Origin of the sequence: Pseudomonas canadensis (assembly GCF_000503215.1) — a bacterium.
Classification (GTDB): Bacteria; Pseudomonadota; Gammaproteobacteria; order Pseudomonadales; family Pseudomonadaceae; genus Aquipseudomonas; species Aquipseudomonas canadensis.
Genome location: NZ_AYTD01000016.1, coordinates 127,115 through 153,220, shown reverse-complemented (window position 1 = coordinate 153,220; position 26,106 = coordinate 127,115). Strand labels below are relative to the sequence as shown.

Below are 26,106 nucleotides of genomic sequence, written 5' to 3'. Positions count from 1 at the left end.
GTCAGACGTCTACTTTAGGAATCTTGCGTGGCGCCATGAAGTACATCCAGGTCAGCGCAATGAAGTACATCGCCGGGATCAGGGTGAACAACACGGTGTAGTTGTTGTTGGTCACGGTCAGGATGTGGCCGACGATCTGGGTCATGAACATGCCGCCAATGGCCGCGCACATGCCGCCGAAGCCGAACACCGTGCTCATCATGTGCTTGGGGGTGTAGTCCATCACCAGGCTCCAGATGTTGGCGGTCCAGGCCTGGTGCGCACCGATCGCCAGGGAGATGGCAAACACTGCGACCCACAACTGGCTAGAGCCGGCGGCCATGATCACGCCGACGATGCAGCAGGCAAACAGCAGCATCGACAGCAGGCGCGCCTTGATCGAGTTCATGCCACGACCGATCAGGAACGACGACAGAATCCCGCCCCCCACGCTGCCGAAGTCGGCCGTCAGGTAGATGATGATCAGCGGAATGCCCATTTGGGTCACGTTGATGCCCAGGTTGTATTGTTGGTTCAGGAACGGCGGCAGCCAGTACAGGTAGAACCAGAACACAGGCGCGGTCAGTGCGTAGGCGATGGCGAAGGCCCAGGTGCCGCGCATGCGCAGGATGCGGCTGAACGGTACGCCTGGTTGTTCCGGTTCGACTTGCTGTTGCACGTAGTCCAATTCGGATTGTTTAACTGTCGGATGGTCTTCCGGGTTGTAGTACTTCAAACCCCAGAACACCAGCCAGATCGCGCCAAGCGATGCCATGCACAGGAACGCTGCCTGCCAGCCCCACACGTGGAGGATCAATGGCAGCAGCATCGGCGTCATCATCGCGCCAACGTTGGTGCCGGCGTTGAAGATACCGGTGGCCACCGCACGTTCACCCGCCGGGAACCACAACCGCGTGGTCTTGACGCACGCCGGGTAGTTGGCGGCTTCGGTCAACCCGAGGATAAAGCGACACACCATAAAGCCGACTGCCGAGGTCGCCAGGCCGTGGGCGCCGGTCGCCAGGCTCCACAACAGCACCGCGCAGAAGAACACGCGTTTTACGCCGACCCGGTCGATCAAGCGGCCCTGCAGCACAAAGCCGATGGCGTAGCCGACCTGGAACCAGAAGTTGATGTTGGCGTAGTCCATCGCCGTCCAGCTCATCTCCTTGGCGAGGATCGGCTGCATGACGCCCAGCGCGGCGCGGTCGATGTAGTTGAGGGTGGTGGCGAAAAACACCAGGGCCAACATGCCCCAGCGCGTTTTGCCCACGGCGAGGGCGCCGCGGATCTTGTCGCCGATGCCGGCGTGCGGGGTGCCGTGGCGCGCGGCCAGGGCGGAGTTTTGCAGAGGCATGAGGTCGTACCCGTTTTTTGAAATTTTTATGGTGTGTTCTGGGTCTGTTACGTCATCGATGGTGCGCAGTGGCTAAAAAATCGTCAATTCGCCAAAGGGGCATAGTGTTCGATAATCGCACCAAAAACTAACTGGTTCGTACATTTTAATTGCTGCGGTTAGGCTAGGGGCGAATAATTTGCCATAAACAACAATTGCCGGGAGTCGCCCATGCAACGTTCCATCGCCACTGTTTCCTTGAGCGGAACCCTGCCGGAAAAGCTCGAAGCCATTGCCGCCGCCGGGTTCGATGGCGTCGAGATCTTTGAGAACGACTTGTTGTATTACGACGGCAGCCCCCGCGAAGTTAGGCAAATGTGTGCCGACCTCGGCATTGCCATCACCTTGTTCCAACCGTTCCGCGACTTTGAAGGCTGCCGCCGCGACCGCCTGGCGCGCAACCTGGAACGTGCCGAGCGCAAATTCGATTTGATGCAGGAACTGGGCACCGACCTGGTGCTGGTGTGCAGCAATGCCTCGGCCGACAGTGTGGGTGACGAGCGTATTTTGCTGGATGACCTGAGCCTGCTCGCCGAACACGCCGGCCGCCGTGGCCTGCGTATTGGCTACGAAGCGTTGGCCTGGGGCAAGCACGTGAACACCTGGCAGCAGGTCTGGAACCTGGTGCGTCAGGTCGATCACCCCAGCCTCGGCGTATTGCTCGACAGCTTTCACACCCTGTCGCTCAAAGGCGACCCGAGTGCGATTGCCGAGATCCCCGGCGACAAGATCTTCTTCGTGCAAATGGCCGACGCGCCGATCCTGGCCATGGACGTGCTGGAGTGGAGCCGGCATTTCCGCTGCTTCCCCGGCCAAGGCGAATTCGACCTGGCGGGGTTCCTTGCGCCGATCATCAAGAGTGGTTACACCGGGCCGCTGTCCCTGGAGATTTTCAACGACGGCTTCCGCGCCGCGCCGACCCGCGCGAATGCGGCGGATGGCCTGCGCTCCTTGCTGTACCTGGAAGAGAAAACCCGCGAGCGCCTGAAGCAGGAAGCCCCTGCACAGCCTGTCGAGATTCTGTTCGATACCCCGGCCGCCAGCGAGTACGACGGCATCGAGTTCCTTGAATTTGCCGTGGATGAAAGCCTCGGCGCCAAGCTGACCGTCTGGCTGGAGCGCCTGGGGTTCGTCAAGGCCGGGCAGCATCGCTCCAAGAGCGTGAGCTTGCTGCGCCAAGGTGATATCAACCTGATCCTCAACTGTGAACCCTATTCCTTCGCCCACAACTTCTTCGAGGCTCATGGACCGTCGTTGTGCGCCACGGCGATTCGGGTCAAGGACAGCGCCAAGGCCCTGGAGCGGGCGGTGGCGTACAAAGGCCAGCCGTATCGCGGCCTGGTCGGGCCCAATGAGCTGGAACTGGCGGCGGTACGTGCGCCGGATGGCAGCCTGATTTACCTGGTGGACCAGAGTGAAGGCGGCCTCTACGACACTGACTTCAACCTGCAACCTACCGCCTCATCCAGCGGCGGCTTGCTGCGCATCGACCATATGGCCATGGCGTTGCCGGCCGACAGCCTCGACAGTTGGGTGCTGTTCTACAAGAGCCTGCTGGATTTCGAAGCCGACGACGAAGTGGTGCTGCCCGACCCCTACGGTCTGGTGAAAAGCCGTGCCCTGCGCAGCCGTTGCAGCTCGATCCGCCTGCCGCTGAACATCTCCGAGAACCGCAACACCGCGATTTCCCACGCGCTGTCGAGCTATCGCGGCTCCGGCGTGCACCACATTGCCTTCGACTGCGCGGATATTTTCGCCGAGGTGCGCCGCGCCAAAGAGGCGGGTGTACCGCTGCTGGATATCCCGCTCAACTACTACGACGACCTGGCGGCGCGTTTCGATTTCGATGACGAGTTCCTCAGCGAGTTGGCGTACTACAACGTGCTGTACGACCGCGACGCCCAGGGCGGTGAGTTGTTTCATGTGTACACCGAGCCGTTCGAAGGGCGGTTTTTCTTCGAGATCATCCAGCGCAAGAACGGTTATGCCGGCTACGGCGCGGCCAATGTGGCGGTGCGTCTGGCGGCGATGGCAAAATCGCGCAGCGGTGCGGTGCGTCAGGCGCGTTTATAACGGCGGGTCAGGTGCTTTCTTTCAGGCCGCATCGCGGCCCATAATCACGGCCTGCATAACACTGGCCGTGAGCGCACCATGACCACCGAGGCACCTCGCAAGAGTCGTAAGAACAATCCGGAAAAGACCCGCGAAAACATACTCCAGGAAGCCATCGTCGAGTTTGTCCAGCAAGGTCTTTCCGGCGCTCGCGTGGACGCGATCGCCGAGCGTATCCACACGTCCAAGCGCATGATCTATTACTACTTCGGCAGCAAGGAGCAGTTGTACGTCGAGGTGCTGGAGAAACTCTACGGCGACATTCGCAACACCGAAACACGCATGAACCTCACGGCGCTGGAGCCCCGCGAGGCGATCCGGCGGCTGGTGGAATTCACTTTTGATCACCATGACCAGAACGTGGATTTCGTGCGCATCGTCAGTATCGAAAATATCCACAATGCCGAATATGTGAAGCGCACCGACACCATCAAGGCGATGAACAGCAAGATCCTTGAAGGGCTGGGCGAAACCTTGCGCCGTGGTGCCGAGCTGGGCTTGTTCCGGGAAGGGCTGGAGCCGTTGGACGTGCACCTGCTGATCAACTCGTTCAGCTTTTACCGAGTGTCCAACCGCCATACCTTCAGTGAGATTTTTCAGATCGATCTGTCGGATGAGGCGGTTAAACAGCGGCATCGGGACATGATTTGTGAGTCGGTGATGCGTTACTTGCAGGCTTGAGCAAGCCCGCTCCCACATTTTTTGATCCGGTTTCGGCAGTTAGGTATTCATGGCCTGGAAATGCGCCAACATACGCTGTGCATCCGGCACTTCCCCACTGAACAGCTCAAATGCCTTCACCGCCTGAAACACCGCCATGTTGCCGCCATCCAAGGTGCGGCAACCCAAGGCGCGGGCGTCGCGCAGCAGTTCGGTTTCCAGCGGGAAATACACGATCTCCGCCACCCACAATTCAGCGCGTAGCCAGGTGGCCGGAACGGGTGTGCCCGGCAGCTTGGCCATGCCCATCGGCGTGGTGTTGACCAAGCCATCGGCCTCGGCCAGGGCATTTTCCAGTTGATTGCCAACTTGGGCCCGACCGGCGCCGAAGCGCTGCGCAAGGTTATCCACAAGGTCGCGGGCGCGGCTGATGTCCACGTCAAAAATACTCAACTGCTCCACACCTTCAGCCAGCAGCGCATGCGCCACCGCCGCGCCCGCACCACCTGCGCCCATCTGCACCACGCGTTGGCGTGCCACATCCTTCAGGTTGCGCCGAAAGCCTTCGGCGAACCCCAGGCAATCGGTGTTGTGGCCGATGCGCTTGCCGTCCTTGAACACCACGGTGTTGACCGCGCCAATCCCGCGGGCCTCGTCGGACAGTTCATCGAGCAGCGGTAGGATCGCCTGCTTGCACGGGTAGGTAATGTTCAGGCCGGTGAAGTGCATCAACTCGGCGGCGTCCAGCAAGTCGGGCAGGGCGTTGATGTCCAGGTGCAGCGGCTCAAGGTCGATCAGGCGATACAGGTAGCGCAGGCCTTGGGCGTCGCCTTCTTGCTCATGCAGGGCGGGCGTGCGCGAGGCCTGGATGCCAGCGCCGATCAGCCCGGCGAGGATACGCGGTTTCATCGGGCCGACCCTTTGAGCAATTGGCTGAAATGTTCCAGGGCCAGGTGGTAGCCGTGGCTGCCGAAGCCTGCGAGGACGGCCTTGGCAATGGGCGACACAAACGAGTGATGCCGGAACGCTTCACGGGCATGCACGTTGGAGAGGTGTACCTCGATCACCGGCACTTCACTGGCCACCAGCGCATCGCGAATCGCCACGGAGGTGTGGGTCCAGGCTGCCGGGTTGATCACGATACCGGCGCAACGCGCACGGGCGCCGTGAATCCAGTCGAGCAATTCGCCTTCGTGGTTGGTCTGGCGGAATTCGATTTTCAGCCCGAGCTGTTCGGCGCTGCGACCACACAGGGCGGCGACATCGGCCAGGGTTTCATAGCCGTAGGTGGCGGGTTCGCGGGTGCCGAGCAGGTTGAGATTGGGGCCGTTGAGCACCAGCACGATAGGCGACATGGGATGTATCTCCACAGTTCTTGTTAGTTGTGCAGATAAAATGTACCGGTTAGTTAATTTGGTCAATTGATGGTGACGGATGTGTTCGATTACCGAACTGTTAATCAGACCTTTCACACAAGCGGATCAGATTAGATATCAATTGAAAATCATTCTCGACAACGCTTAATATGCCCGCCTGTTTCCTTTACATTCCAGGGAGTCGGTTTGTCGGACGTGGATCTCAAGGGCCTGTTCCTCAAGCACGCCGATACCCTGCGCGGGTATCTGGCGCGCAAGGTACGGGACCCGCAGTTGGCCGCAGACCTGGTGCAGGAGAGTTTCCTGCGCCTGGCGGAAAAGCCGGCCGGCGAGCGCATCGACAACTCCCAGGGCTATCTCTATCGAACGGCGAGCAATCTGCTGATCGACCATATTCGCCAGGAAGCGCGGCGCAAGACAGACTCCGTGCCCCATGAGGCGCTGGCCGAGATTGAAGATGAAGTGGCCGGGTTGGAGGCTCAGGCAATGGCGCAGCAACAGCGACAGGCATTGAAGCAGGCACTGGCGGAATTGCCGGAACGCACCCAGCAGATTTTCCGTCTCAACCGCATCGAAGGCATGACCCACGCCCAGGTCGCCCGGCACCTGGACATCTCCGACAGCTCCGTACAAAAGCACCTGGCCAAGGCATTGGCCTACGTGATGCAGCGCTTGCAGGACGGCGAAGTCGCGCCATCCGACGAATGAGTTACCGAAATGCGCCACTTCAGACGTCACAGCGTTACATAACGAAAAATTCGAGATTCACACGTGAATAGCCAGGGTCCGCAACAGCACAGCATTACCGAGGCGGCCGCCGAGTGGGCGGTGCGCTTGCACGCCGGTGCCCTGACCGAACAGGAGCAGGCCGAGCTGCAGCATTGGATCGCCTGCGACAGCCGCCACGAAGCGGCGTTGCGTTTTGCCGAACAGACATGGGCAGCGTTGGGCGATGTGTATAAGGAAGATCCCGTGCACCGCCAGCGCCCGTCAGTGGCGCCTGCGGCTGTGCGCCGAACCCAACGGCGCAGGCCATGGCAACGTGCGGCCGCCGTCGCGTTGGTCGTGGTGGTGGCGGGTGTTGGCTGGGTGCGCGGGCCGCAGGTGTTGCTGCGCATGCAAGCGGACTACATCACCGCCAAAGGCGAGGTGCGCACCGTGCACTTGGCCGACGGCAGCAAGGTCGAGCTGGATTCTGCCAGCGCTATCCGCCTGGACTACGACGGCGTGCAACGTCGCATCAGCCTGCTCCAGGGTTCGGCAATCTTTGACGTGGCGCCCATGGTCGGCGAGGAAACCCGGCCGTTCGTGGTGCAGAGTGCCGGTGGGCAAACCCGCGCGCTGGGCACGCGGTTTGTGGTGGAGCGTGAAGACGACAGCCAAGCGTGGGTCGGCGTGCTGGAACACAGTGTTGAGGTGTCCCTGAGCGCAACGCCGAAAAAGGGGCCGTCCGACAGGGTGGTCCAGGAAGGCCTGGCCGTACGCTACAGCCCTCAGCAAGGCATCGTCCCCTTGGACCAACTCGATGTTGCGCGCGCCACCAGTTGGCGGCGCGGTGTGTTGATCTTTGATCGCCAGCCGTTGGTCAACGTCATCGAGCAACTCAACCGCTACCGTCCCGGGCGCGTGGTGTTGGCCGACTCGGCGTTGGGCGAGCGTGAAGTCAGCGGCGTGTTCCGCCTCGATATGCTCGACACCGCCCTTGCCACACTTACCCAGGAACTCCAGGTGCAACGCCTGGACCTGGCTGGCCTCAGCCTGATCTATTGATGACCCGGTGGGGCCTGCTCCCACCGCTTGAAATCCCTCTTCCTGAAAAACTTTCAAAAACCCTTACTGACTTCCCGCGCCTCGTACGTCTTGCTAGGTGAGAAGCATTCGCATAAACAAAAAACGCTTAGCGCAGGGAACAACAGAAATGTCAGCACTCAACAAGGGGCGTATCACCGTTAGCCGGTTAGCCCTGGCCATCCACTTGGGCCTGTTCGCCGCTGCGGCCCCGGTGTACGCCGCGCAACCTCAGGCGAAGGCTGCACAACCGGCCGTGCTGATGATCGATATCCCTGCGCAATCCTTGGGCAGTGCGGTGCTGGCGTTCGCCGACCAGGCCGGCCTGCAAGTGCTGTTCGACAGCCAGCGTCTGGAAGGCTTGCAGAGTACGGCGGTGAAAGGGCAGTACAGCGTGCAGGAAGGCTTGGCGCGTTTGTTGGGCAATGCACCGGTGGAGTACCGCTTCAACGGCGAGCGCCAAGTCACCCTGACCCGCGTTGAGCAGAGCGGCGCCGCCTTGGCGCTGGGAACCACCACGATCACCGGCCTGCACCCCAACGACTGGGTGTATTCATCGCCCCGCTCGGTGAGTGTGGTCGGGCGCGAGCAATTGGATCGAAACCCGCCCCGGCATGCCGCTGAAATGCTGGAGGAGGCACCGGGCGTCTACTCGGCGGTCAGCCAGCAAGACCCTGGCTTGTCGGTGAATATTCGCGGCATTCAGGACTACGGCAGGGTCAACATGTCGGTGGACGGCATGCGCCAGAACTATCAGCAAAGTGGCCACCAGCAACGCAACGGCACGCTGTATGTCGACCCGGAGTTGCTGTCTGAAGTGGTGATCGAGAAGGGCGCCACTTCGACGATGGGCGGGGCGGGAGTGATCGGCGGGGTCGCCAACTTTCGCACCGTGGAAGCGGCGGACCTGCTCAAGGGCGGCAAGGAAATCGGCGGGCGTATCCGCTTGACCACAGGGCTGGGCGGGCGCAGCAACGGCACGCACTTTATCGGCAGCTCGGCGTTTGCCGTGGGCACCGACGTGTGGGACATGTTGGTGGCGGCCAGTGAGCGCCACCTCGGTGACTATAAGCCCGGTACCAAGGGCAGCATTGGCGAGCTGCGCACCGGCAGTTCCTTCCTGCCGGCCAGTGAAGACCGGATCAAGCACTCCACTGTGGAATACACCGGTTCGGTCATGCGTTCGCGACTGCTCAAGCTGGGTCTCAACTTGCCGGTGGATCAGCGTTTGCAACTGAGCTACCTGACCACCGAAGTCGGCTACGACGACGTCAACATGATGACCGCCGAAAAAGCCCAGCTCTGGGAGAAGCTCGGCAGCAGCAATGTCACGGCACAGAACTTCGCGCTGGACTACAGCTACACGCCGGACAACCCGCTGATCGATTTCAAGGCCAAGCTGTATTACGTCGATACCCGCAATGATCAAACCACGCTGACCCGTGGCAGCAGCAAGGGCTACGACGTCACTTACCAGACCAACACCTATGGTTTCCAGGCGCAGAATGTTTCGACCTTTGCCTTGAGCGAACTGTCCGTGATCAAGGCCAACTATGGCCTGGAGTTTTTCTACGACAAGGTCCGCCCGGACTCCAACCAAATGGTGGCCGCCGACTCGGCCGTGACGGCCTCGGCGGCGGAAAGCATCACGCCCAGGGGCGACCGGGCGATGGGCAGCCTGTTCACTCGCCTGGACTACGACTACGACAATTGGCTGAACCTCAACGCCGGGTTGCGCTACGACCGCTATCGTCTGCGGGGCGAAACCGGTTTGAACACCCGTACGTTCATCATTGGCACCACGCGGCAGGTTGGCTTGCCCATGACGTATGACGTGGATCGGGAAGAGGGGCATTTTTCGCCGACCTTTGGCCTGTCGATCAAGCCCGGCGTGGACTGGCTGCAACTCTTTGCCACGTACGGCAAGGGCTGGCGCCCGCCGGCAGTCACCGAATCGTTGGTCAGCGGTCGGCCCCATGGCGGGGGCTCCGAGTCGATCTTCCCCAACCCCTACTTGAAGCCTGAGACGTCCACGTCCTGGGAGGTTGGCTTCAATGTATTGAAGGAGGACCTGCTGTTCTCCGAAGACCGTGTGGGCATGAAAGTGTCCTACTTCAACACCCGCGTGGACGACTTTTCCTATATGGCCCTGGGGGTGCAGCCGCCGGGTTATGGCATCGCCAATATCGGTAATGCGGCGTATGTGAATAACCTGGAGACCACCCGTTTTCGCGGCCTTGAATACCAGTTGGATTACGACGCCGGGTTCGCCTACGGCCAGTTCAACTACACGCGCATGCTCGGCAGCAATAAATTCTGCAGCAAGACCGCGTGGCTGGGCGGTGTGACCAAGATCCAGAAAGGGCCCGGCAGCCGGGCGCCAGTCACTGCGATGGTGCCCGACGATGTGGCCAATGCGGGGCAGAGCTGCAGTGCGATCCTGGGCTCCTCCGAGCACATGCCGATGGACCGCGGCACTGCGACGCTGGGCGCGCGCTTCCTTGAGCGTAAGTTGGATGTGGGCGTTCGCGCTCGCTATAGCGGCGGTTACTACGTCAAAGGCGGCGCGGGTGTGACCACCTCGCAAACCGGCGTTTACCCGGCCGACTGGAAGCCCTACACCGTCTATGACCTCTACAGCAGCTACCGCGCCACCGACCAGTTGACCCTGCGCCTGGCCATGGAAAACGTCACCGACCGCGCCTACCTGGTGCCGTTGGGCGACGTGTTGGCCTTCACCCTGGGGCGTGGGCGCACCTTGCAGGGCACCGTTGAATATCAGTTCTGACCGATTTTGCCCAGTGACGGGCAAAACCACAGCAGGCAGTGGCTTGCTGTGGAGATACCACCCCATGACTTGGAGTTTTGCATGAGCATTTCTATTTCATACAGCACGGCCTACGCCACTAACACCGTTGCCCAGTACCTGAGCGACTGGTCGGCTTACTTTGGTGACCTGAACCACCGTGAGGGTTCGGTCAAAGAAGGTTCGAACACTGGTGGTTTCAATCCTGGCCCGTTCGACGGCACCCAATACGGTGTGTCGAGCACTGTCAGCAACGCGGCAGTGGTTGCTAACGGTGACCTGCATTACACCTTGTTCAATCCGCCGTCGCACACCTTGTGGGGTTCGATCGACTCCCTGGACCTGGGCACTGTCCTGACGGGCGGTGCGGCCGGCGGTACCTACAGCCTCGCCGAGCAGGAAGTCAGCTTCACCAACCTGGGCCTGTCGAGCCTGCAATCCGAAGGCCGTGACGGCCAGGTGCACAAAATCGTGTACGGCCTGATGAGCGGCGACAGCTCGGCACTGGCGTCGGCGATCGACTCCCTGCTCAAGGACATCGACCCAAGCCTGTCGATCAACTCGACGTTCGACCAACTGGCGGCTGCCGGTGTGGCCCATGTGGATTCGGCTGCGGTCGCAGCGTCCGATGTGGCGCTGGTGGGCGTGCAAGATGTGCCTCAGGACTTCGCCCTGGCCGCTTAAGCAAAAAAGCGAATGGCAGATCGCTCTCCCATTCGCCGTTTTACACACCGCTGTCGCCAAGCCTTCTAACTCTTCAGCGACGGCGGTGCCGAATTCTGCGCAGCGTCGCTTTGCCTGTCAACGCAGCGGCGCTGCCCGCTCAACCCCATGAGAATCCCCAGATGCGCCACGCCGGCAACGAAACCCTGGCCGCCCTCACGGCCTATAAAAGTGGCTTCTTCAACATCGGCCTGTTCTCGGCGGTGATCAACCTGCTGATGCTCGCTCCGGCGCTGTACATGTTGCAGGTGTACGACCGGGTGCTGGCCTCGGGCAATGAGATGACCCTGTTGATGCTGACGCTGATGATCCTCGGCCTGTTCGGCCTGATGGGCGCGTTGGAATGGGTGCGCAGCCAGGTGGTGATCCGCCTCGGTACGCAGATGGACATGCGCTTGAACCAGCGGGTGTACGACGCCGCGTTCGAAGCGCAACTCAAGGGCGGCACCCAGGCGGCGGGCCAGGCGTTGCATGACCTGACCACGCTGCGCCAGTTCGCCACCGGCCAGGCGTTGTTCGCGTTCTTCGATGCACCTTGGTTTCCGGTGTACCTGCTGGTGATTTTTCTGTTCCATCCCTGGCTCGGTGTGTTGGCGCTGGTCGGCGCGCTGCTATTGATCGTGCTGGCATGGGTCAACCATCACGTCAGCCAGGCGCCGATGGCCTTGGCCAGCCAACTGTCCATCAGCGCCAGCCAGCAGGCCACGGCCAACCTGCGTAATGCCGACACCATCGAAGCCATGGGCATGCTCGCCACGTTGCGTGCGCGTTGGTTCGGCCAGCATCAGGCGTTTTTGGCGCAGCAGAACCTGGCGAGTGAGAAGACCGCCACCGTTACCGCGTGGTCCAAGGGCGTGCGCCTGGCGTTGCAATCCCTGGTGTTGGGCCTGGGCGCCCTGCTGGCAGTGCAGGGCGAAATCACGCCGGGGATGATGATTGCTGGCTCGATCCTGATGGGCCGCGTGCTGAGCCCTATCGACCAGTTGATCGGCGTGTGGAAACAGTGGGGTTCGGCGCGCCTGGCCTTCGATCGGTTGTCGCAGATGCTGGCGGCGAATCCCGCGCGCCCGCAGCGGATGGCGCTGCCGGTGCCCAAAGGCCAACTGAGCGTCGAACAAATCAGCGCCTGTGCCCCCGGCAGCCGTCGGCCCGCGCTGGCCAATCTGGGCTTTAATCTGGCCGCCGGCGAAGTCCTGGGCGTAATCGGGCCGTCGGGCTGCGGCAAATCAACCCTGGCGCGGATACTGGTAGGCGCTTGGGCGCCCCTGGCCGGCAAGGTGCGGCTGGACGGTGCCGATCTGGCCTTGTGGGATAAGCAGCAATTGGGCCCGCACATCGGCTATCTGCCTCAAGACATCCAGCTATTCGCCGGCAGCATCGCGGAAAACATCGCGCGGTTTGCTGAGGTCGATGCGGATAAAGTCCTCGCGGCTGCACAAATGGCTGGCGTGCATGAGCTGATCCTGCAACTGCCCCAAGGCTATGACACGCAATTGGGAGAGGGCGGCGCCGGGCTGTCCGGTGGCCAGAAGCAACGCGTCGCGCTGGCCCGTGCGCTGTACGGCCTGCCCGCGCTGATCGTGCTGGATGAGCCCAACGCCAACCTTGATGAAGTCGGCGAGCAAGCTCTGCTCCAAGCGATCACCCAGCTCAAGCAGCAGCGCCGAACAGTGATCCTGATCACCCACAAACCCAACGTACTGACACTGACCGACCAGTTGCTGATCCTCAAGGAAGGTCAGCTGCAGGCCTTCGGGCCGACGGCGCGTGTGCTGGAGGCACGGCAGAAACCGGCAGCGCCCAAGCCGGTATCGACCATGAGCATGAGCTACCGCCTCGGTGAAGGAAAACAGGCATGAACCAGAGCAAACCTGTGTTGGTCAGCGACGCACCAAGCAACGTGCTGGCGCTGGATGACAAAAAGTACTCGCGCCTGGGCTGGCTGTTGGTACTCGGCGGTTTTGCCGGCTTCCTCGGCTGGGCCGCGTTGGCACCGTTGGACAAGGGCGTGGCAGTGCCGGGCAAGGTCATGGTGTCGGGGCATCGCAAGACCGTGCAGCACCCGGCCGGGGGCATTGTCGAGCGTATCGACGTGCGCGACGGTGACGTGGTTAGCGCGGGCCAGGTGTTGTTGCGCTTGAAGGAAACCCCGTTGCGCGGGCAGATGCAGTCCCTGCGCAGCCAGTACCTGGCGTCCCTGGCCAGCGAGGCGCGCTTGAGTGCCGAAAGTGAAGGGTGGTCGGCGATCACCTTCGGCCCCGAATTGCTCAACGATCCGGAGGCGGCGGCCACCCTGAGCCTGCAACGGCAGTTGTTCAATAGCCGCGCCCAGGCCTTGGCCACCGAGCAACAAGGCCTGCGTGAAACCATCGCCGGGGCCGAGTCGCAACTGCGGGGCACGCGGGATTCGCAAGCAAGCAAAGTCCAGCAGCGCGCGGCGTTGAATGAGCAACTGCAGGGCCTGCGTGAGTTGGCGCGCGAGGGGTACATTCCACGTAATCGCCTGCTCGACAGTGAGCGACTGTACTCACAGATCGACGGCGCCATCGCCGAGGACTACGGCCGCATCGGCCAACTGCAACGCCAAGTGATGGAACTGCGCCTGCGCATCCGCCAGCTCGGCGAAGACTTTCAGAAAGACCTGCGCGGCCAGTTGGCCGAGACCCGCACCCGCAGCGATGACCTGCGCAATCGCCTGGCGTCGGCCGAGTTCGAATTGGCCAACAGCCTGGTGCGTGCGCCCGCAAGCGGCGTGGTGGTGGGGTTGGACGTTTACACCGAAGGCGGCGTGATCAAGCCCGGCCAGGCGCTGATGGACATCGTGCCCCAGGGCGAGCCCTTGCTGGTGGAGGCGCGGGTGCCGGTGCAGATGGTCGACAAGGTGCACCCCGGCCTGCCGGTGGAACTGATGTTCTCGGCCTTCAACCAGTCCACCACACCTCGGGTGGCCGGCGAGGTGACATTGGTCTCGGCGGACCGCCAGGTCGATGAGCGCACCGACGAGCCCTATTACACGCTGCGCGCCCAAGTCAGCGCGGCCGGCATGCAGCAATTGGACGGCGTGCAGATCCGCCCGGGCATGCCGGTGGAAACCTTCGTCAAGACCGGCGAGCGCTCGATGCTCAACTACCTGTTCAAACCCCTGATGGATCGCACTCATATGGCCCTGGTGGAAGAATGAAGGCGCTGTTGTTGACCTTGTGTTTCGGTTGTTCCTCGGCGGCGCATGCCATGGGTTTGCTGGATGCCTACGACTTGGCCCTACGCAATGATCCGACGTTTCAGGCCGCGATACAGGAGCGTGAAGGCGGTGAAGAAAACCGTGCGATCGGTCGGGCCGCGTTGTTGCCGAACTTGTCGTGGAGCTATAACAACTCGCGCAACGAGTCCGAAGTGACGGCGGGAGATGTCAAAAGCGACCGTGATTACCGCAGTTATGCGTCGACCCTGACCTTGCAGCAACCGCTGCTGGATTACGAAGCCTACGCGCGTTTTCGTCAGGGCACCGCCCAGGCGTTGATGGCCGACGAGCGCTTTCGCGGCAAGAGCCAGGAACTGGCGGTGCGGGTGCTCAATGCTTACAGCCAGGCGTTGCTGGCCCAGGAGCGTATCGAGTTGAGCCGTGCACAGAAACGCGCGTATGCCGAGCGCCTGCAACTCAATGACCGCCTGCTCAAAGGCGGCGAAGGCACGCGCACCGATGTGCTGGAAACTCAGGCGCGGCTGAGCCTGGCCCAGGCCGAAGAAATCGAATCGCAAGACGCCCAGGACAGTGCCCTGCGCGAGCTGGAAGCCATTGTCGGCCAACCGCTGCAAATCGAAGAACTGGCGCCGCTGACGCGCCAATTCGAGATTGCGCCCCTGGAGCCCAACCGTTTCGAGACCTGGCGTGAACTGGCCATGGCCAACAACCCTGAACTCAAATCCCAGCACCACGCCTTGGACGTGGCCTCCTATGAAGTGGAGCGCAAACGCGCTGGTCACCTGCCCAAGGTCAGCCTGTACGCCACCAGCCGCCAGACCAACTCCGACTCGGAAAGCAGCTACAACCAAAAGTACGACACCAACACCGTCGGCATCCAGGTCAGCCTGCCGCTGTTTGCCGGTGGCGGCGTATCGGCCTCCACGCGGCAGGCGGCGAACCAGCTGTCCCAGGCCCAGTACGAGCTGGACGCGCAAACCTCGGCCACGCTGGTGGAGTTGCGCAAACAGTTCAACCTCAACACCAGCGGCGCGGCCAAAGTGCGTGCTTATGAAATGGCCGTCAGCTCTGCCACGGCTTTAGTCGCTGCGACGAAAAAGAGTGTGGCCGGCGGTGAGCGGGTCAACCTCGACGTGCTCGACGCAGAACAACAACTCTTCACCGCCCGCCGCGACCTGGCAAACGCGCGACATGCGTATCTGCTGGCGAGGATCCAGCTGAAGTATTACGCGGGGTTGCTGAGCGAGCAGGACTTGCGGGCCTTGGCGGGGTATTTCCAGCCTTCGGCATGAGTGGTTACAACCCGGCATTCGCCGGGTTTTTTGTGCTTACTAATCTGTGAATCAGCTTCGGGAAATGGAGCCGGTTGTCGGGTGACAGAGGAAAATTGTTACCAGGCGGAAAATAACCTAACGGATGGGTTACGATGAGAGTAGGCACTTACAAAGGATATGTGATTTCGGTGTTTATCAGGGATGAGCACTGCCCGCCCCATGTGCATGTGTGGGGGAACGAATGGGATGCGCGTTTTCGTTTCAGCTTTCTGCATGGGGAAGTGGAGTTGTGGGACGTAGAGCCTGAGCGACGGCAACCACCCATGGCGGTTTTGAAAGAAATACGCGGGGCGATCATGCAGCGGCACTACCTGGCGCGGGCACGCAGGATCTGGTGGGAATACCTGCAGACGGTCTGCCTGGAGAATCACTCCTGGGATTGGGAGGCGCGCGAGGTGTTGCCTGGGCTCATCATTCAGCCGGGTGTTTATGTGATCGCGCGCGCCCGGCACGATGTTGTGGGGCAGAAAACAATTTTGAACCTGGTCAGGGCGCCGGGTTTTGTGGAGATTGAACTATGAAGCAAATCGTAAAAGCCAAAGCCGTACCCTATAAACCACTCACTGAGGCCGACGTCGAAAAGGCGATAGCCCGAGGGCGCAAGACACGGCACCTTTATGCCCGCGCCAGTTCTGTGCGTTATGAAGACAACTGCATTTCCATCGGCTTCAGCGACGGCAGTCGCGTTGTACTGCCGGTGGCTGGCCTGCCCGAGTTCGCGGGGTTTTCCTTGGAGGACTTTGCGCAACTGGAAGTCGGCTTTGGCGGCAAGGCGCTGTGCTGTGAGGCCCAGGACCTGGATGTTTCGGTCACGGGCCTGATCGCCACCAGCAAACCGCTGATGGACCTGGCCACCAGCCTGGTCGCCTCGCGCAATGGCCGCAAAAGCAGCGCTGCCAAAGCCGCCGCCGCCCGCGCCAATGGCAAGAAGGGCGGACGGCCGCGCAAGAAAGAACCAGAGGACGTTGAGTTACCGCCGGGTCAATAACACCCCAGACTCCATATGGTGGGTCCACGGGAACTGGTCAAACAGCGCACACTGGGTAATCTTGTGCGTGTCGTGCAGTTGCGCAATATTCGCCGCCAAGGTCTCCGGGTTGCAGGAGATGTACAGGATGTTGTCGAAGCGTCGGGTCAGTTCGCAGGTGTCCGGATCCATGCCGGCGCGCGGTGGGTCGACGAAGACGCTGCCGAATTCGTAACTCTTCAAATCGATACCGTGCAGGCGACGAAACGGACGCACTTCGTTCAGCGCTTCGGTGAGTTCTTCGGCAGAGAGACGCACCAGCGTGACGTTATCTACCGCGTTTTCATCGAGGTTGCTCAGGGCTGCATTCACTGAGGTCTTGCTGATTTCGGTAGCCAGTACTTTGCGTACACGCGTAGCCAGGGGCAGGGTGAAGTTGCCGTTGCCGCAATACAACTCCAGCAGATCATCCGGGCGATCACCCAGGGCTTCATAAGCCCAGTTGAGCATCTTCTGGTTCACCGTGCCGTTGGGCTGGGTGAAGGCGCCCTCAGGTTGGCGGTAGCTGAAAGTGCGGCCGCCGACGTCGAGTTTTTCCACCACGTAGTCATGGCCAATCACATCGCGCTTGCCCTTGGAGCGGCCGATGATGCTGACATTCAAGTCAGCCGCCAGCTGGTTTGCGGCGGTGTGCCAATGCTCGTCCAGCGGGCGGTGATAGCACAGGGTGATCATCGCGTCGCCGGCCAGGGTGGTGAGGAACTCCACCTGGAACAGCTTGTGGCTCAGGGCTGCACTGGCTTGCCAGGCGGCCTTGAGTTGCGGCATCAACTGGTTGATGCGCAGGCTGGCGATGGGGAATTCTTCGATCAGGATCGGCGTGCGCTTGTCGTCCTGGGAGAACATCGCGTAGTGGCGCTCACCGCCTTCGCGCCACAGGCGGAACTCCGCGCGCAGGCGGAAGTTCTGCAGCGGCGAGTCGAAGACCTGCGGCTCTGGCGCGTCGAACGGGGCCAGAAGGTCACGCAAACGCGTGACCTTGTCTTGCAGTTGAGCGGTGTAGCTTGCGGCGTCAAAAGTCATGCGTTGAACCAGCCCAGCTTGATCACAAACAGAATCGACAGAATCACCAGTGCCGGGTTCAGCTCACGGTAGCGGCCCGAAAGCAGCTTGATGGCGGTCCAGGCGATGAAACCGAAGGCGATGCCGTTGGCAATGGAATAGGTGAAAGGCATTGCCAGGGCGGTGACCACCACTGGCGCTGCAACCGTGATGTCGTCCCAGTCGATTTCCGCCAGGCCCTGGGTCATCAGCACCGCCACGAACAGCAGTGCTGGCGCGGTGGCGTAGGCCGGTACGCTGGCGGCCAGTGGCGAGAAGAACAACGCCAGCAGGAACAGGACCGCGACCACGATGGCGGTCAAGCCGGTACGGCCACCAGCGCTCACGCCCGCAGCCGATTCGATGTAGCTGGTGGTGGTCGAAGTACCCAGCAGTGAGCCGGCCATGGCGGCGGTACTGTCGGCGATCAGTGCACGGCCCATTTTTGGCATATGGCCGTCCTTGCCCATCAGGCCGGCACGCTTGGCCACGCCGATCAGGGTGCCGGAGTTATCGAACAGGTCCACGAACAGGAACGCGAAGATCACACTGACCAAGCCGATATCCAACGCGCCTTTGATATCCAGCTGCAGGAAGGTCGGGGCCAAGGACGGTGGTACCGAGGTCACACCGATGAACGGGGTGAAGCCCAATACGATGGAGGCGATGGTCACCGCCAGGATGCCGATCAGCACCGCACCGCGCACGGCCAGGGCCTCCAGTGCAACGATCAGCACGAAACCGAGGGTAGCCAGGATCGGCGCAGGTTGTTTCAGGTCGCCCAGGCCGACCATGGTGGCTGGGTTGCTGACCACGATCCCGGCGTTATGCAGGGCGATCAATGCCAGGAACAGGCCGATACCGGCGGCAATCGCCGAGCGCAGCGGCAGTGGGATAGCATTGATGATCCATTCACGAATACGGAAAATCGACAGCAGGAAGAACAGCACCGCCGAGATAAACACCGCACCCAGCGCAACCTGCCAGGTATGGCCCATGTGCAGGACTACGGTGTAGGTAAAGAAGGCGTTGAGGCCCATGCCGGGCGCGAGGGCAATCGGGTAGTTGGCGATCAGGCCCATCACGGTCGAACCGATGGCGGCCGCCAGGCAGGTCGCGACGAACACCGCGCCTTTGTCCATGCCGGTCTCGCCGAGGATGCTCGGGTTCACGAATAGAATGTAGGCCATGGCCAGGAATGTCGTGATGCCCGCGAGAATCTCGGTGCGCACGTTGGTGTTGTGTGCCTTGAGTTGAAACAGCTTTTCCAGCATGCCTGCTCCCAGTGACGCGCTGTGGCGTCGTGATTTGTTGACCTCTAAGTCAAAGCACAAACTGCGCCAAGCGCCTGTGGTTTCAGAGAGGATCGGAAAAAGCGGCGCATCATACCAGCAGCCGAGGCCTTGAGGCATACTGCGCCGACGTTTAAACCAAGGTCATTTGCAGCATGAAAAACGCCAGCCCGTGGAGTCTAGCCCTGATCCCCTGTATCAGCCTGTTGCTCGGCGCAGCACCGGCCTGGGGCGCAGCTGCACCGCCGTTGAGCGAAGTGCGTGTGTTCCAGGTCGAGTCGGCAGCGTGTAAGGAAAGCATCCCCGAGCGCGCGCAGAGCACACAGATGTGTACGCACCGTGGGCCTACCAAGGTGTCAGTCATGGAAGTCGGCCTGGGCAACAACCCCATGGGCCGTTTTAATGGCGCAGAGCTCAATGGGCAGCGCACTGCGGTCTGCCAGGTGGGCAACATCAGCGAGGCCTGCAATGGGGCCGGCACGCTGATGGGCTACATCTATGTGTTTGACCTGAACGTGGAGGCCCAGGGCTGGTTCCAATACAGCAATTCCTCGATCAACCCCCCGCAGAACACCCTGACGACGCTGCTCAATATCCGCTGATCAATCACCTTGAACGCTCATTACCCCGGGAAGTCGTACCCCTGAGACGGCGATTTCCCTGAACGCCGCGGATGTCCACCAACCCGTGAGGTGTTTATGAGCGCAACCCCCAATGGCGCGGCGGCCCAACCGTTCGTCAGCCACTCGATACGTCTGAGCCTCAATGGCCAGGATCGCCAACTGGATGTATTGCCCTGGACCACATTGCTCGACCTTCTGCGCGAGCAACTCGACCTTGTCGGCAGCAAAAAAGGCTGCGACCACGGCCAATGCGGGGCCTGCACGGTGTTGCGCGATGGCAAGCGGATCAATGCCTGCCTGACCCTGGCGGTGATGTGCGACGGCGCTGAGCTGACCACTATCGAAGGCCTGGCCGACGGCGACCAACTGCATCCGATGCAGCAGGCGTTTATCAAGCACGACGCCTTCCAGTGCGGCTACTGCACCCCCGGCCAGATCTGTTCCGCCGTGGGCCTGGCCAATGAAGGCCGTGCCCACGACACCGCACAAATCCAGGAACTGATGAGCGGCAACCTGTGCCGCTGTGGCGCCTACAGCAATATCCGCGATGCCATCGAGGAAGTCCTGGAGGGCAAATCATGAACCCCTTCCATTACAGCAGGCCGACCGGCGTGCAGGAGGCCGTGCACCTCAGCAGCGCTGCATCGCGTTTTATTGCCGGGGGTACCAACCTGCTGGACCTGATGAAAGAAAACATCAGTCGCCCCGATCACCTTATCGATATCACCGGCCTGCCGCTGCATGACATTCAGCAAACCGCCGCTGGCGGACTGTTGATCGGTGCCCTGGTCAGCAATGCCGACCTGGCCTGGCACCCGCTGATCGAACAACGTTATCCATTGCTGTCCCAGGCCATCCTCGCTGGTGCCTCGCCGCAGTTGCGCAATATGGCCAGTACCGGCGGCAACCTGTTGCAACGCACCCGTTGCTACTACTTCTATGACGCCACGGTGCCTTGCAACAAACGCGAGCCCGGTAGCGGCTGCCCGGCACGCACTGGTCTGAATCGCATTCATGCCATCCTTGGCGCCAGTGAACAGTGCGTCGCGACGCACCCTTCCGACATGTGCGTGGCGTTGGCGGCGTTGGAAGCGCGGGTGCATGTGGAAGGACGTGCAGGTGCTCGCGTTATCGAGTTTGCCGACTTCCATCGCCTGCCCGGCGATGCGCCGCAGCGTGACAACCAATTGGCTGACGATGAGCTGATTACCGCCATCGAACTGCCCGCCGACAATCTGGCAAACCACAGCAACTACCTGAAAATTCGTGACCGCGCTTCCTATGCGTTCGCCCTGGTGTCCGTCGCTGCAGCTTTGGAGCTGGACGGCGACCGTATCGTCGACGCACGTCTGGCCCTGGGTGGCGTAGCCCATAAACCCTGGCGTGATCGCGCGGTGGAAGCCGCGCTGATCGGCCAGCTCGTCAGCCGCGAAACCTTCAGCCACGCCGCCGACGCGCTGCTGCAAGACGCAGAACCTCTGGAACACAACGGCTACAAGATCAAGTTGGCGCGCCGGGGCATCATTCGTGCCCTGAGTGACGCCGCTGTTGCAGGAGAACGCCCATGACCACCATCGGCAAACCCTTGGACCGGGTCGACGGTCTGCTCAAGGTCACAGGCAAAGCGCGTTACGCTGGTGAGTTTCCCGAGGACGGCCTGCTGCATGGCAGCGTGGTGTCCAGCACCGTCGCCAAGGGCCGCGTGCTGCGTATCGACGCTTCCAGGGCGTTGGCGCTGCCGGGGGTGGTGGCGGTAATTGATCACCTCAACCGGCCAAGAATCGCCAGCTACGACGACGCTTTCCAGGACGCCGACGCCGCCGACGGCTCGCCGTTTCGTCCGCTCTACAACGACCGCGTGCTGTACAGCGGCCAGCCCCTGGCCCTGGTGATCGCCGACAACCTTGAGCTGGCGCGGCATGCCGGCTCTCTGGTGGAGATCGAGTACGAAACCGAAGCCTTCGAAACCGACCTGCTGGCCATGCAGCAACAGGCTCACGCCTCGCCGCAAACCCCGCCCAAACCCCGCGGTGACTTCCAGGCAGTATGGATCGACGCGGCCGTCAGCCTGGACGTGCACTACAGCACGCCCATCGAACACCACAACCCGATGGAACCCCACGCCAGCACGGTGCTGTATCAGCCGGACGGCACCCTGCATATCCATGACAAGACCCAGGGCCCGCAGAACTGTCAGGCCTATGTGCAAAAAGTTTTCGGCCTGGAGAAAAGCCAGGTGCGCATCTTTGCCGCGTTTGTCGGCGGCGCGTTTGGTTCCGGCCTGCGTCCGCAGTACCAATTGCCGCTGGCAGTGATGGCCTCGTTGGCGCTCAAGCGTTCGGTGCGGGTAACGCTGACTCGCCAGCAAATGTTCACGTTCGGCTATCGCCCGCGCACTCTGCAGCGCCTGCAACTCGGCGCTGCCGCTAATGGGCGCCTGCTGGCGTTGGGGCACACCGCCATTGGCCAGACTTCGCGTTTCGAAGACTTCAGTGAACACGTCGTGGAATGGAGCGGCATGCTCTACCACTGCGACAACGTGCAGCTTACTTATAAGTTGGTGCCCCTGGACGTGTTCACGCCTTTGGACATGCGCGCGCCGGGCGCCGCCCTCGGCGTGATCGGCCTGGAGTGCGCCATGGACGAGCTGGCCTGCGCACTGGGGATGGACCCGGTGCAACTGCGGCTGATCAACTACGCCGAGCGCAACCAGAACGAAGACAAGCCCTGGTCGAGCAAAGCCCTGCGCGAGTGTTACCGCGAAGGCGCCGAGCGTTTTGGCTGGGGCCAGCGCAACCCGGAACCGCGCAGCATGCGCGACGGCCGCCAGTTGATCGGTTGGGGCATGGCCGGCGGCGTGTGGGAAGCCATGCAGATGAAGGCCAGCGCCAAGGCGCACATCGATGCGCAGGGCAAACTGACCGTCAGCAGCGCCACCACCGATATCGGCACCGGTACGTACACGGTGATGACCCAGATCGCGGCGCAGGCCAGCGGTGTGGCGGTGGAAGATGTGGCGTTTCTGCTGGGCGACTCATCATTGCCCACCGCGCCGTTGCAGGGCGGTTCATTCACGGTGTCCTCCGTCGGCACTGCCGTGCAGCAAGCCTGCGAGGCCTTGAATGCCAAGCTGCTGAACATCGCACGGCAGACTTACCCGGTGTTCAAGGACGCCGAAGCCGTGCGCTTCGAAGACGGTCTACTGCATACCGGCGACGTGAGTGTGTCGCTGGCGCAGTTGGTCAAGGACAGCGGCGAAGACGCGCTGCAAGTGCAGGTCGACAGTGAGCCCGACAAAAAACGCGAGGGCTACAGCACCGCCACTCACTCAGCCGTCTTCGTCGAGGTGCAAGTGGACGAAGACCTGGGCACCATCAAGGTCCGCAGGGTGGTCAGCGCGATTGCCGCCGGACGTGTGGTCAACCCGAAGATGGCCCGTAGCCAGATCGTCGGCGGTGTCGTATGGGGCATCGGCATGGCATTGCATGAAGAAACCCAGATCGACCATCAGCTGGGGCGCTACATGAACCACAGCCTGGCGGAGTACCACATTCCGGTTAACGCCGATATTGGCGACATTGACGTGGTGTTTGTCGAAGAACACGACGAGATCGTCAACGCCCTGGGGTCCAAGGGTGTTGGGGAGATCGGTATCGTCGGGGTGGCAGCGGCGGTGGCCAATGCGATTTATCACGCCACCGGCAAGCGGGTGCGAGAGTTTCCCATCACCCTCGACAAGGTGCTCTAGACCTTCGCTTGTTCTTCCACGGGCACATGCATGCGGTCACGGTTGGCCAGGGTCGGGAACAGCTTGATCCAGACCCCGGTCACCACCAGCGTACCGATCCCGCCCATGACCACGGCGGGCACGGTGCCGAACCAGTGGGCGGTAATCCCGGATTCGAACTCGCCCAACTGGTTGGACGCGCCGATAAACAGGCCGTTGACCGCACTGACCCGCCCGCGCATCTCATCCGGCGTCTCCAGCTGCACGAACGAGGCGCGGATCACCATGCTGATCATGTCCGCCGCGCCCAGCACCACCAGCACCGCCAGGGAGAACCAGAACGAGGTGGACAGGCCAAAGGCGATGGTCGCCACGCCGAACACGCCGACGGCCGTGAACATCACGCGGCCCACATGGCGGTCCACGGAAAACCGCGCCAGCCACAGCGACATCAATAACGCGCCCACCGCCGGCGCCGAACGCAGCAGGCCCAGGCCCCAGGCGCCGGTCAACAGGATGTCTTTGGCAAACACCGGCAGCAACGCGGTGGCGCCACCCAGCAGCACGGCGAACAGGTCGAGCGAGATGGCACCGAGGATATCCGGGCGGCTGCGGATGAAGCGGATACCAGCCAGCAGAGAATCCAAGGTGGCCTTGCCTTTGTTGAGTGGTGTCTGGCGGGCGGGCAGGTTGAGGGTCAGCATGCAGGCGATGAGGTACAGCACTACCGTGGGGCCATAGACCCAGACGCTGCCAAACGCGTACAGCAAACCGCCGAGGGCGGGTGCGACGATGGTTGCCAGTTGCTGGGCCGACTGCGAGGAGGCCACGGCTCGCGGGAATAAAATGCTGGGGACGATGCTGGGCAGCATCGCCTGGGTGGTGGGCATTTCAAACGAACGCGCGGCACCGAGCAGGAAGGCGAGGATGAAGATCATCTCGCGGGTCACATTGCCGGTCAGCCCGCCGATGGCCAGGCTCAAGGCAATCAGTGCCTGCACGGTCTGGCAGATGGCGGCGACCTTGCGCCGTTCATAGCGGTCTGCCACATGCCCGGTGTGCAACATGAACAGTACGCGAGGCACGAATTCCACCAGGCCGACCAAGCCCAGGTCCAGCACATTGCCGGTCAGTTGATAGAGGTTCCAACCGATAGCCACCGTGAGCATCTGAAAACCGCTGGCGGTAAAGATGCGCGCCAGCCAGAACGCGATGAAAGGGCGGTGGTTACGCAACAACAACGCGGGTTCACTAGGCATCGGGGATTCAGGTCAGGGCCGGAGGGAGCGCCGAGATTATCATCAAGTTGTAACAGATAGTTGCAAGAACTGATCTGAGGCAGTCTGTCACGCGGCAAAAGACCACACAGTTCAATCCCGAAAATGGGACTACTCTTTCAGCAATGCTTGATCCAGATCAATGTCCGCCTGGGCATCGATCTGGCGGCCTTAGGGCCAGATTCCCTACGCGGTGGGTTAAAAAAAGAAACGAATTGAAATTCGCCAGACTCCATATCCGTGGGGGCAGTGGGTGCAGGCTCCCGCCAGCAGCCGGTATTACCTGACAGAGGAAGACTTATGTTCGGTTTGGAGGCGCTAGATCTCGCCCGAATTCAATTCGCGTTCACCATCTCTTTCCACATCCTGTTCCCGGCGATCACCATCGGCCTGGCCAGTTACCTCGCGGTGCTGGAAGGCTTGTGGCTCAAGACGCACAACGACACCTACCGTGACCTCTACCATTTCTGGTCGAAGATCTTTGCCGTCAACTTCGGCATGGGCGTGGTCTCCGGGTTGGTCATGGCCTACCAGTTCGGCACTAACTGGAGCCGTTTCTCAGACTTCGCTGGCGCCGTCACCGGGCCGCTTCTTACATACGAAGTGCTCACGGCCTTCTTCCTCGAGGCCGGTTTCCTGGGCGTAATGCTGTTTGGCTGGAACAAGGTGGGGCGCAATCTGCACTTCTTCTCCACCGTGATGGTGGCCGTCGGTACGCTGATTTCCACGTTCTGGATCCTCTCGTCCAACAGCTGGATGCAGACGCCACAGGGCTTTGAAATCATTGATGGCCGTGTGATCCCGACCGATTGGTTCGCCGTGGTCTTCAACCCCTCGTTCCCTTATCGCCTGGCGCACATGGCCACGGCGGCGTTCGTAGCGACTGCGTTCTTCGTCGGCTCCTCGGCGGCTTGGCACTTGCTGCGCGGCAAGGACAACCCGGCGATCCGCAAAATGCTCTCGATGGCCATGTGGATGGCCCTGATCGTCGCGCCTATCCAGGCGGTGATCGGTGACTTCCACGGGCTGAATACCTTGAAGCACCAGCCGGCGAAAATCGCCGCGATTGAAGGTCACTGGGAAAACATCGGCAACGAACCGACGCCATTGATCTTGTTCGGTTGGCCGGACATGAAGGAGGAAAGGACCAAGTACGCCGTCGAGATCCCGTACTTGGGCAGCCTGATCCTCACCCACTCGTTGGACAAACAAGTGCCGGCGCTCAAGGAATTCCCACCGGAAGACCGCCCTAACTCGACCATCGTGTTCTGGTCGTTCCGGGTCATGGTCGGCCTGGGCTTCCTGATGATTTTCACCGGTCTGTTCAGCCTCTGGCTGCGCCGGGGCGACAAGATGTACACATCCAAACCGTTCCTCTACCTGGCGTTGTGGATGGGGCCGTCGGGCCTGATCGCGATTCTTGCCGGCTGGTTCACCACCGAGATCGGCCGTCAGCCGTGGGTGGTGTATGGCTTGATGCGCACGGCGGATGCTTCATCCGGGCATAGCCTGGCGCAGATGACGATCACCCTGGTGTTGTTCGTGGTGGTGTACTTCGCGCTGTTCGGCGCAGGCCTGGGCTACATGATGCGCCTGGTGCGCAAAGGCCCTGTGACCCACGAAAGCACCGAGCCAACCCACGGTGGCCCTGGCCAGAAACGCACACCGGCCCGTCCGTTGTCCGCCGCCGATGATGATGGCAACGATGACGACCGCACCCACATCCAGCACAAGGGGCATTGA

At 61.5% G+C, this 26,106-nt stretch carries 22 protein-coding genes; 16 read left to right on the top strand and 6 right to left on the bottom strand.

All coding sequences use genetic code 11. The features are described from left to right. Position 1 precedes the first annotated feature (1 nt). A complete protein-coding gene (locus U367_RS0117820) occupies positions 2–1,336 on the bottom strand; it encodes an MFS transporter (RefSeq protein ID WP_028618036.1) in 1,335 nt (444 codons plus the stop codon). Positions 1,337–1,546: 210 nt separating this feature from the next. Between U367_RS0117820 and quiC the strand changes: the two genes are divergently transcribed. Together quiC and U367_RS0117810 are read left to right on the top strand one after the other, a co-directional pair. Further along, positions 1,547–3,448 carry a 3-dehydroshikimate dehydratase QuiC gene (quiC, locus tag U367_RS0117815; RefSeq protein WP_028618035.1) on the top strand — a complete coding sequence of 634 codons (1,902 nt, stop codon included), beginning with the start codon at positions 1,547–1,549 and terminating at the stop codon, positions 3,446–3,448. Between the two features lie 78 nt (positions 3,449–3,526). Continuing rightward, on the top strand, positions 3,527–4,168 hold the full coding sequence (locus U367_RS0117810; RefSeq protein ID WP_028618034.1) for a TetR/AcrR family transcriptional regulator: 642 nt from the start codon (positions 3,527–3,529) through the stop codon (positions 4,166–4,168). A gap of 39 nt (positions 4,169–4,207) precedes the next feature. On the opposite strand, the gene U367_RS0117805 is transcribed toward U367_RS0117810, so the two are convergent. Both U367_RS0117805 and aroQ read right to left on the bottom strand, forming a co-directional pair. Continuing rightward, a complete protein-coding gene (locus tag U367_RS0117805) occupies positions 4,208–5,056 on the bottom strand; it encodes a shikimate dehydrogenase (protein WP_028618033.1) in 849 nt (282 codons plus the stop codon). Further along, positions 5,053–5,502 (bottom strand): type II 3-dehydroquinate dehydratase, encoded by a 450-nt coding sequence (gene aroQ, locus U367_RS0117800; protein WP_028618032.1) that lies wholly within the window; start codon positions 5,500–5,502, stop codon positions 5,053–5,055. Before aroQ ends, U367_RS0117805 begins: the two co-directional genes overlap by 4 nt. A 207-nt stretch (positions 5,503–5,709) precedes the next feature. Here aroQ and U367_RS0117795 point away from each other — a divergent pair, with 207 nt between their 5' ends. The 9 genes from U367_RS0117795 to U367_RS0117755 all read left to right on the top strand — a co-directional run bounded on the left by U367_RS0117795 (position 5,710) and on the right by U367_RS0117755 (position 16,364). Then, positions 5,710–6,231 (top strand): RNA polymerase sigma factor, encoded by a 522-nt coding sequence (locus U367_RS0117795; RefSeq protein WP_028618031.1) that lies wholly within the window; start codon positions 5,710–5,712, stop codon positions 6,229–6,231. A gap of 63 nt (positions 6,232–6,294) precedes the next feature. Then, positions 6,295–7,293: a FecR family protein gene (locus U367_RS0117790; protein WP_028618030.1), complete on the top strand. Its 999-nt coding sequence runs from the start codon at positions 6,295–6,297 to the stop codon at positions 7,291–7,293. Positions 7,294–7,441: 148 nt separating this feature from the next. Next, complete coding sequence (locus tag U367_RS0117785; RefSeq protein ID WP_028618029.1) at positions 7,442–10,099, top strand: TonB-dependent receptor; 2,658 nt, start codon at positions 7,442–7,444, stop codon at positions 10,097–10,099. An 81-nt stretch (positions 10,100–10,180) separates the two neighbouring features. Beyond that, on the top strand, positions 10,181–10,801 hold the full coding sequence (locus U367_RS0117780) for a heme acquisition protein HasA (protein WP_028618028.1): 621 nt from the start codon (positions 10,181–10,183) through the stop codon (positions 10,799–10,801). 161 nt (positions 10,802–10,962) lie between these two features. Continuing rightward, complete coding sequence (locus U367_RS0117775; protein WP_028618027.1) at positions 10,963–12,699, top strand: type I secretion system permease/ATPase; 1,737 nt, start codon at positions 10,963–10,965, stop codon at positions 12,697–12,699. Beyond that, entirely contained in the window at positions 12,696–14,021 is a 1,326-nt protein-coding gene (locus tag U367_RS0117770; RefSeq protein ID WP_028618026.1) for an HlyD family type I secretion periplasmic adaptor subunit, read from the top strand. The genes U367_RS0117775 and U367_RS0117770 overlap by 4 nt, the downstream gene beginning before the upstream one ends. Continuing rightward, the gene (locus U367_RS0117765; RefSeq protein WP_028618025.1) at positions 14,018–15,334 is read left to right on the top strand and encodes a TolC family outer membrane protein; all 1,317 of its coding nucleotides are present in this window, start codon (positions 14,018–14,020) and stop codon (positions 15,332–15,334) included. Before U367_RS0117770 ends, U367_RS0117765 begins: the two co-directional genes overlap by 4 nt. Before the next feature lie 134 nt (positions 15,335–15,468). After that, positions 15,469–15,897, top strand: a complete 429-nt coding sequence (locus U367_RS0117760) for a DUF4160 domain-containing protein (RefSeq protein ID WP_025858936.1) — start codon at positions 15,469–15,471, stop codon at positions 15,895–15,897. Continuing rightward, a complete protein-coding gene (locus U367_RS0117755; protein WP_028618024.1) occupies positions 15,894–16,364 on the top strand; it encodes a DUF2442 domain-containing protein in 471 nt (156 codons plus the stop codon). Before U367_RS0117760 ends, U367_RS0117755 begins: the two co-directional genes overlap by 4 nt. Here the strand turns inward: U367_RS0117755 and trmA are convergent. Together trmA and U367_RS0117745 are read right to left on the bottom strand one after the other, a co-directional pair. Continuing rightward, on the bottom strand, positions 16,347–17,426 hold the full coding sequence (trmA, locus tag U367_RS0117750) for a tRNA (uridine(54)-C5)-methyltransferase TrmA (RefSeq protein ID WP_028618023.1): 1,080 nt from the start codon (positions 17,424–17,426) through the stop codon (positions 16,347–16,349). The genes U367_RS0117755 and trmA overlap by 18 nt on opposite strands. After that, the gene (locus tag U367_RS0117745) at positions 17,423–18,718 is read right to left on the bottom strand and encodes an NCS2 family permease (protein ID WP_028618022.1); all 1,296 of its coding nucleotides are present in this window, start codon (positions 18,716–18,718) and stop codon (positions 17,423–17,425) included. Before U367_RS0117745 ends, trmA begins: the two co-directional genes overlap by 4 nt. A gap of 173 nt (positions 18,719–18,891) precedes the next feature. Here U367_RS0117745 and U367_RS0117740 point away from each other — a divergent pair, with 173 nt between their 5' ends. The 4 genes from U367_RS0117740 to U367_RS0117725 all read left to right on the top strand — a co-directional run bounded on the left by U367_RS0117740 (position 18,892) and on the right by U367_RS0117725 (position 23,107). Next, positions 18,892–19,338: a DUF4879 domain-containing protein gene (locus U367_RS0117740; RefSeq protein ID WP_028618021.1), complete on the top strand. Its 447-nt coding sequence runs from the start codon at positions 18,892–18,894 to the stop codon at positions 19,336–19,338. A gap of 96 nt (positions 19,339–19,434) precedes the next feature. Further along, positions 19,435–19,941, top strand: a complete 507-nt coding sequence (locus U367_RS0117735) for a (2Fe-2S)-binding protein (RefSeq protein WP_028618020.1) — start codon at positions 19,435–19,437, stop codon at positions 19,939–19,941. After that, entirely contained in the window at positions 19,938–20,927 is a 990-nt protein-coding gene (locus U367_RS0117730) for an FAD binding domain-containing protein (RefSeq protein ID WP_028618019.1), read from the top strand. Before U367_RS0117735 ends, U367_RS0117730 begins: the two co-directional genes overlap by 4 nt. Then, on the top strand, positions 20,924–23,107 hold the full coding sequence (locus tag U367_RS0117725; protein ID WP_028618018.1) for a xanthine dehydrogenase family protein molybdopterin-binding subunit: 2,184 nt from the start codon (positions 20,924–20,926) through the stop codon (positions 23,105–23,107). Before U367_RS0117730 ends, U367_RS0117725 begins: the two co-directional genes overlap by 4 nt. On the opposite strand, the gene U367_RS0117720 is transcribed toward U367_RS0117725, so the two are convergent. Continuing rightward, positions 23,104–24,345 (bottom strand): MFS transporter, encoded by a 1,242-nt coding sequence (locus tag U367_RS0117720; RefSeq protein WP_028618017.1) that lies wholly within the window; start codon positions 24,343–24,345, stop codon positions 23,104–23,106. The genes U367_RS0117725 and U367_RS0117720 overlap by 4 nt on opposite strands. A gap of 318 nt (positions 24,346–24,663) precedes the next feature. On the opposite strand from U367_RS0117720, the gene U367_RS0117715 reads away from it, so the two are divergent. Continuing rightward, positions 24,664–26,106 carry a cytochrome ubiquinol oxidase subunit I gene (locus U367_RS0117715; RefSeq protein ID WP_028618016.1) on the top strand — a complete coding sequence of 481 codons (1,443 nt, stop codon included), beginning with the start codon at positions 24,664–24,666 and terminating at the stop codon, positions 26,104–26,106.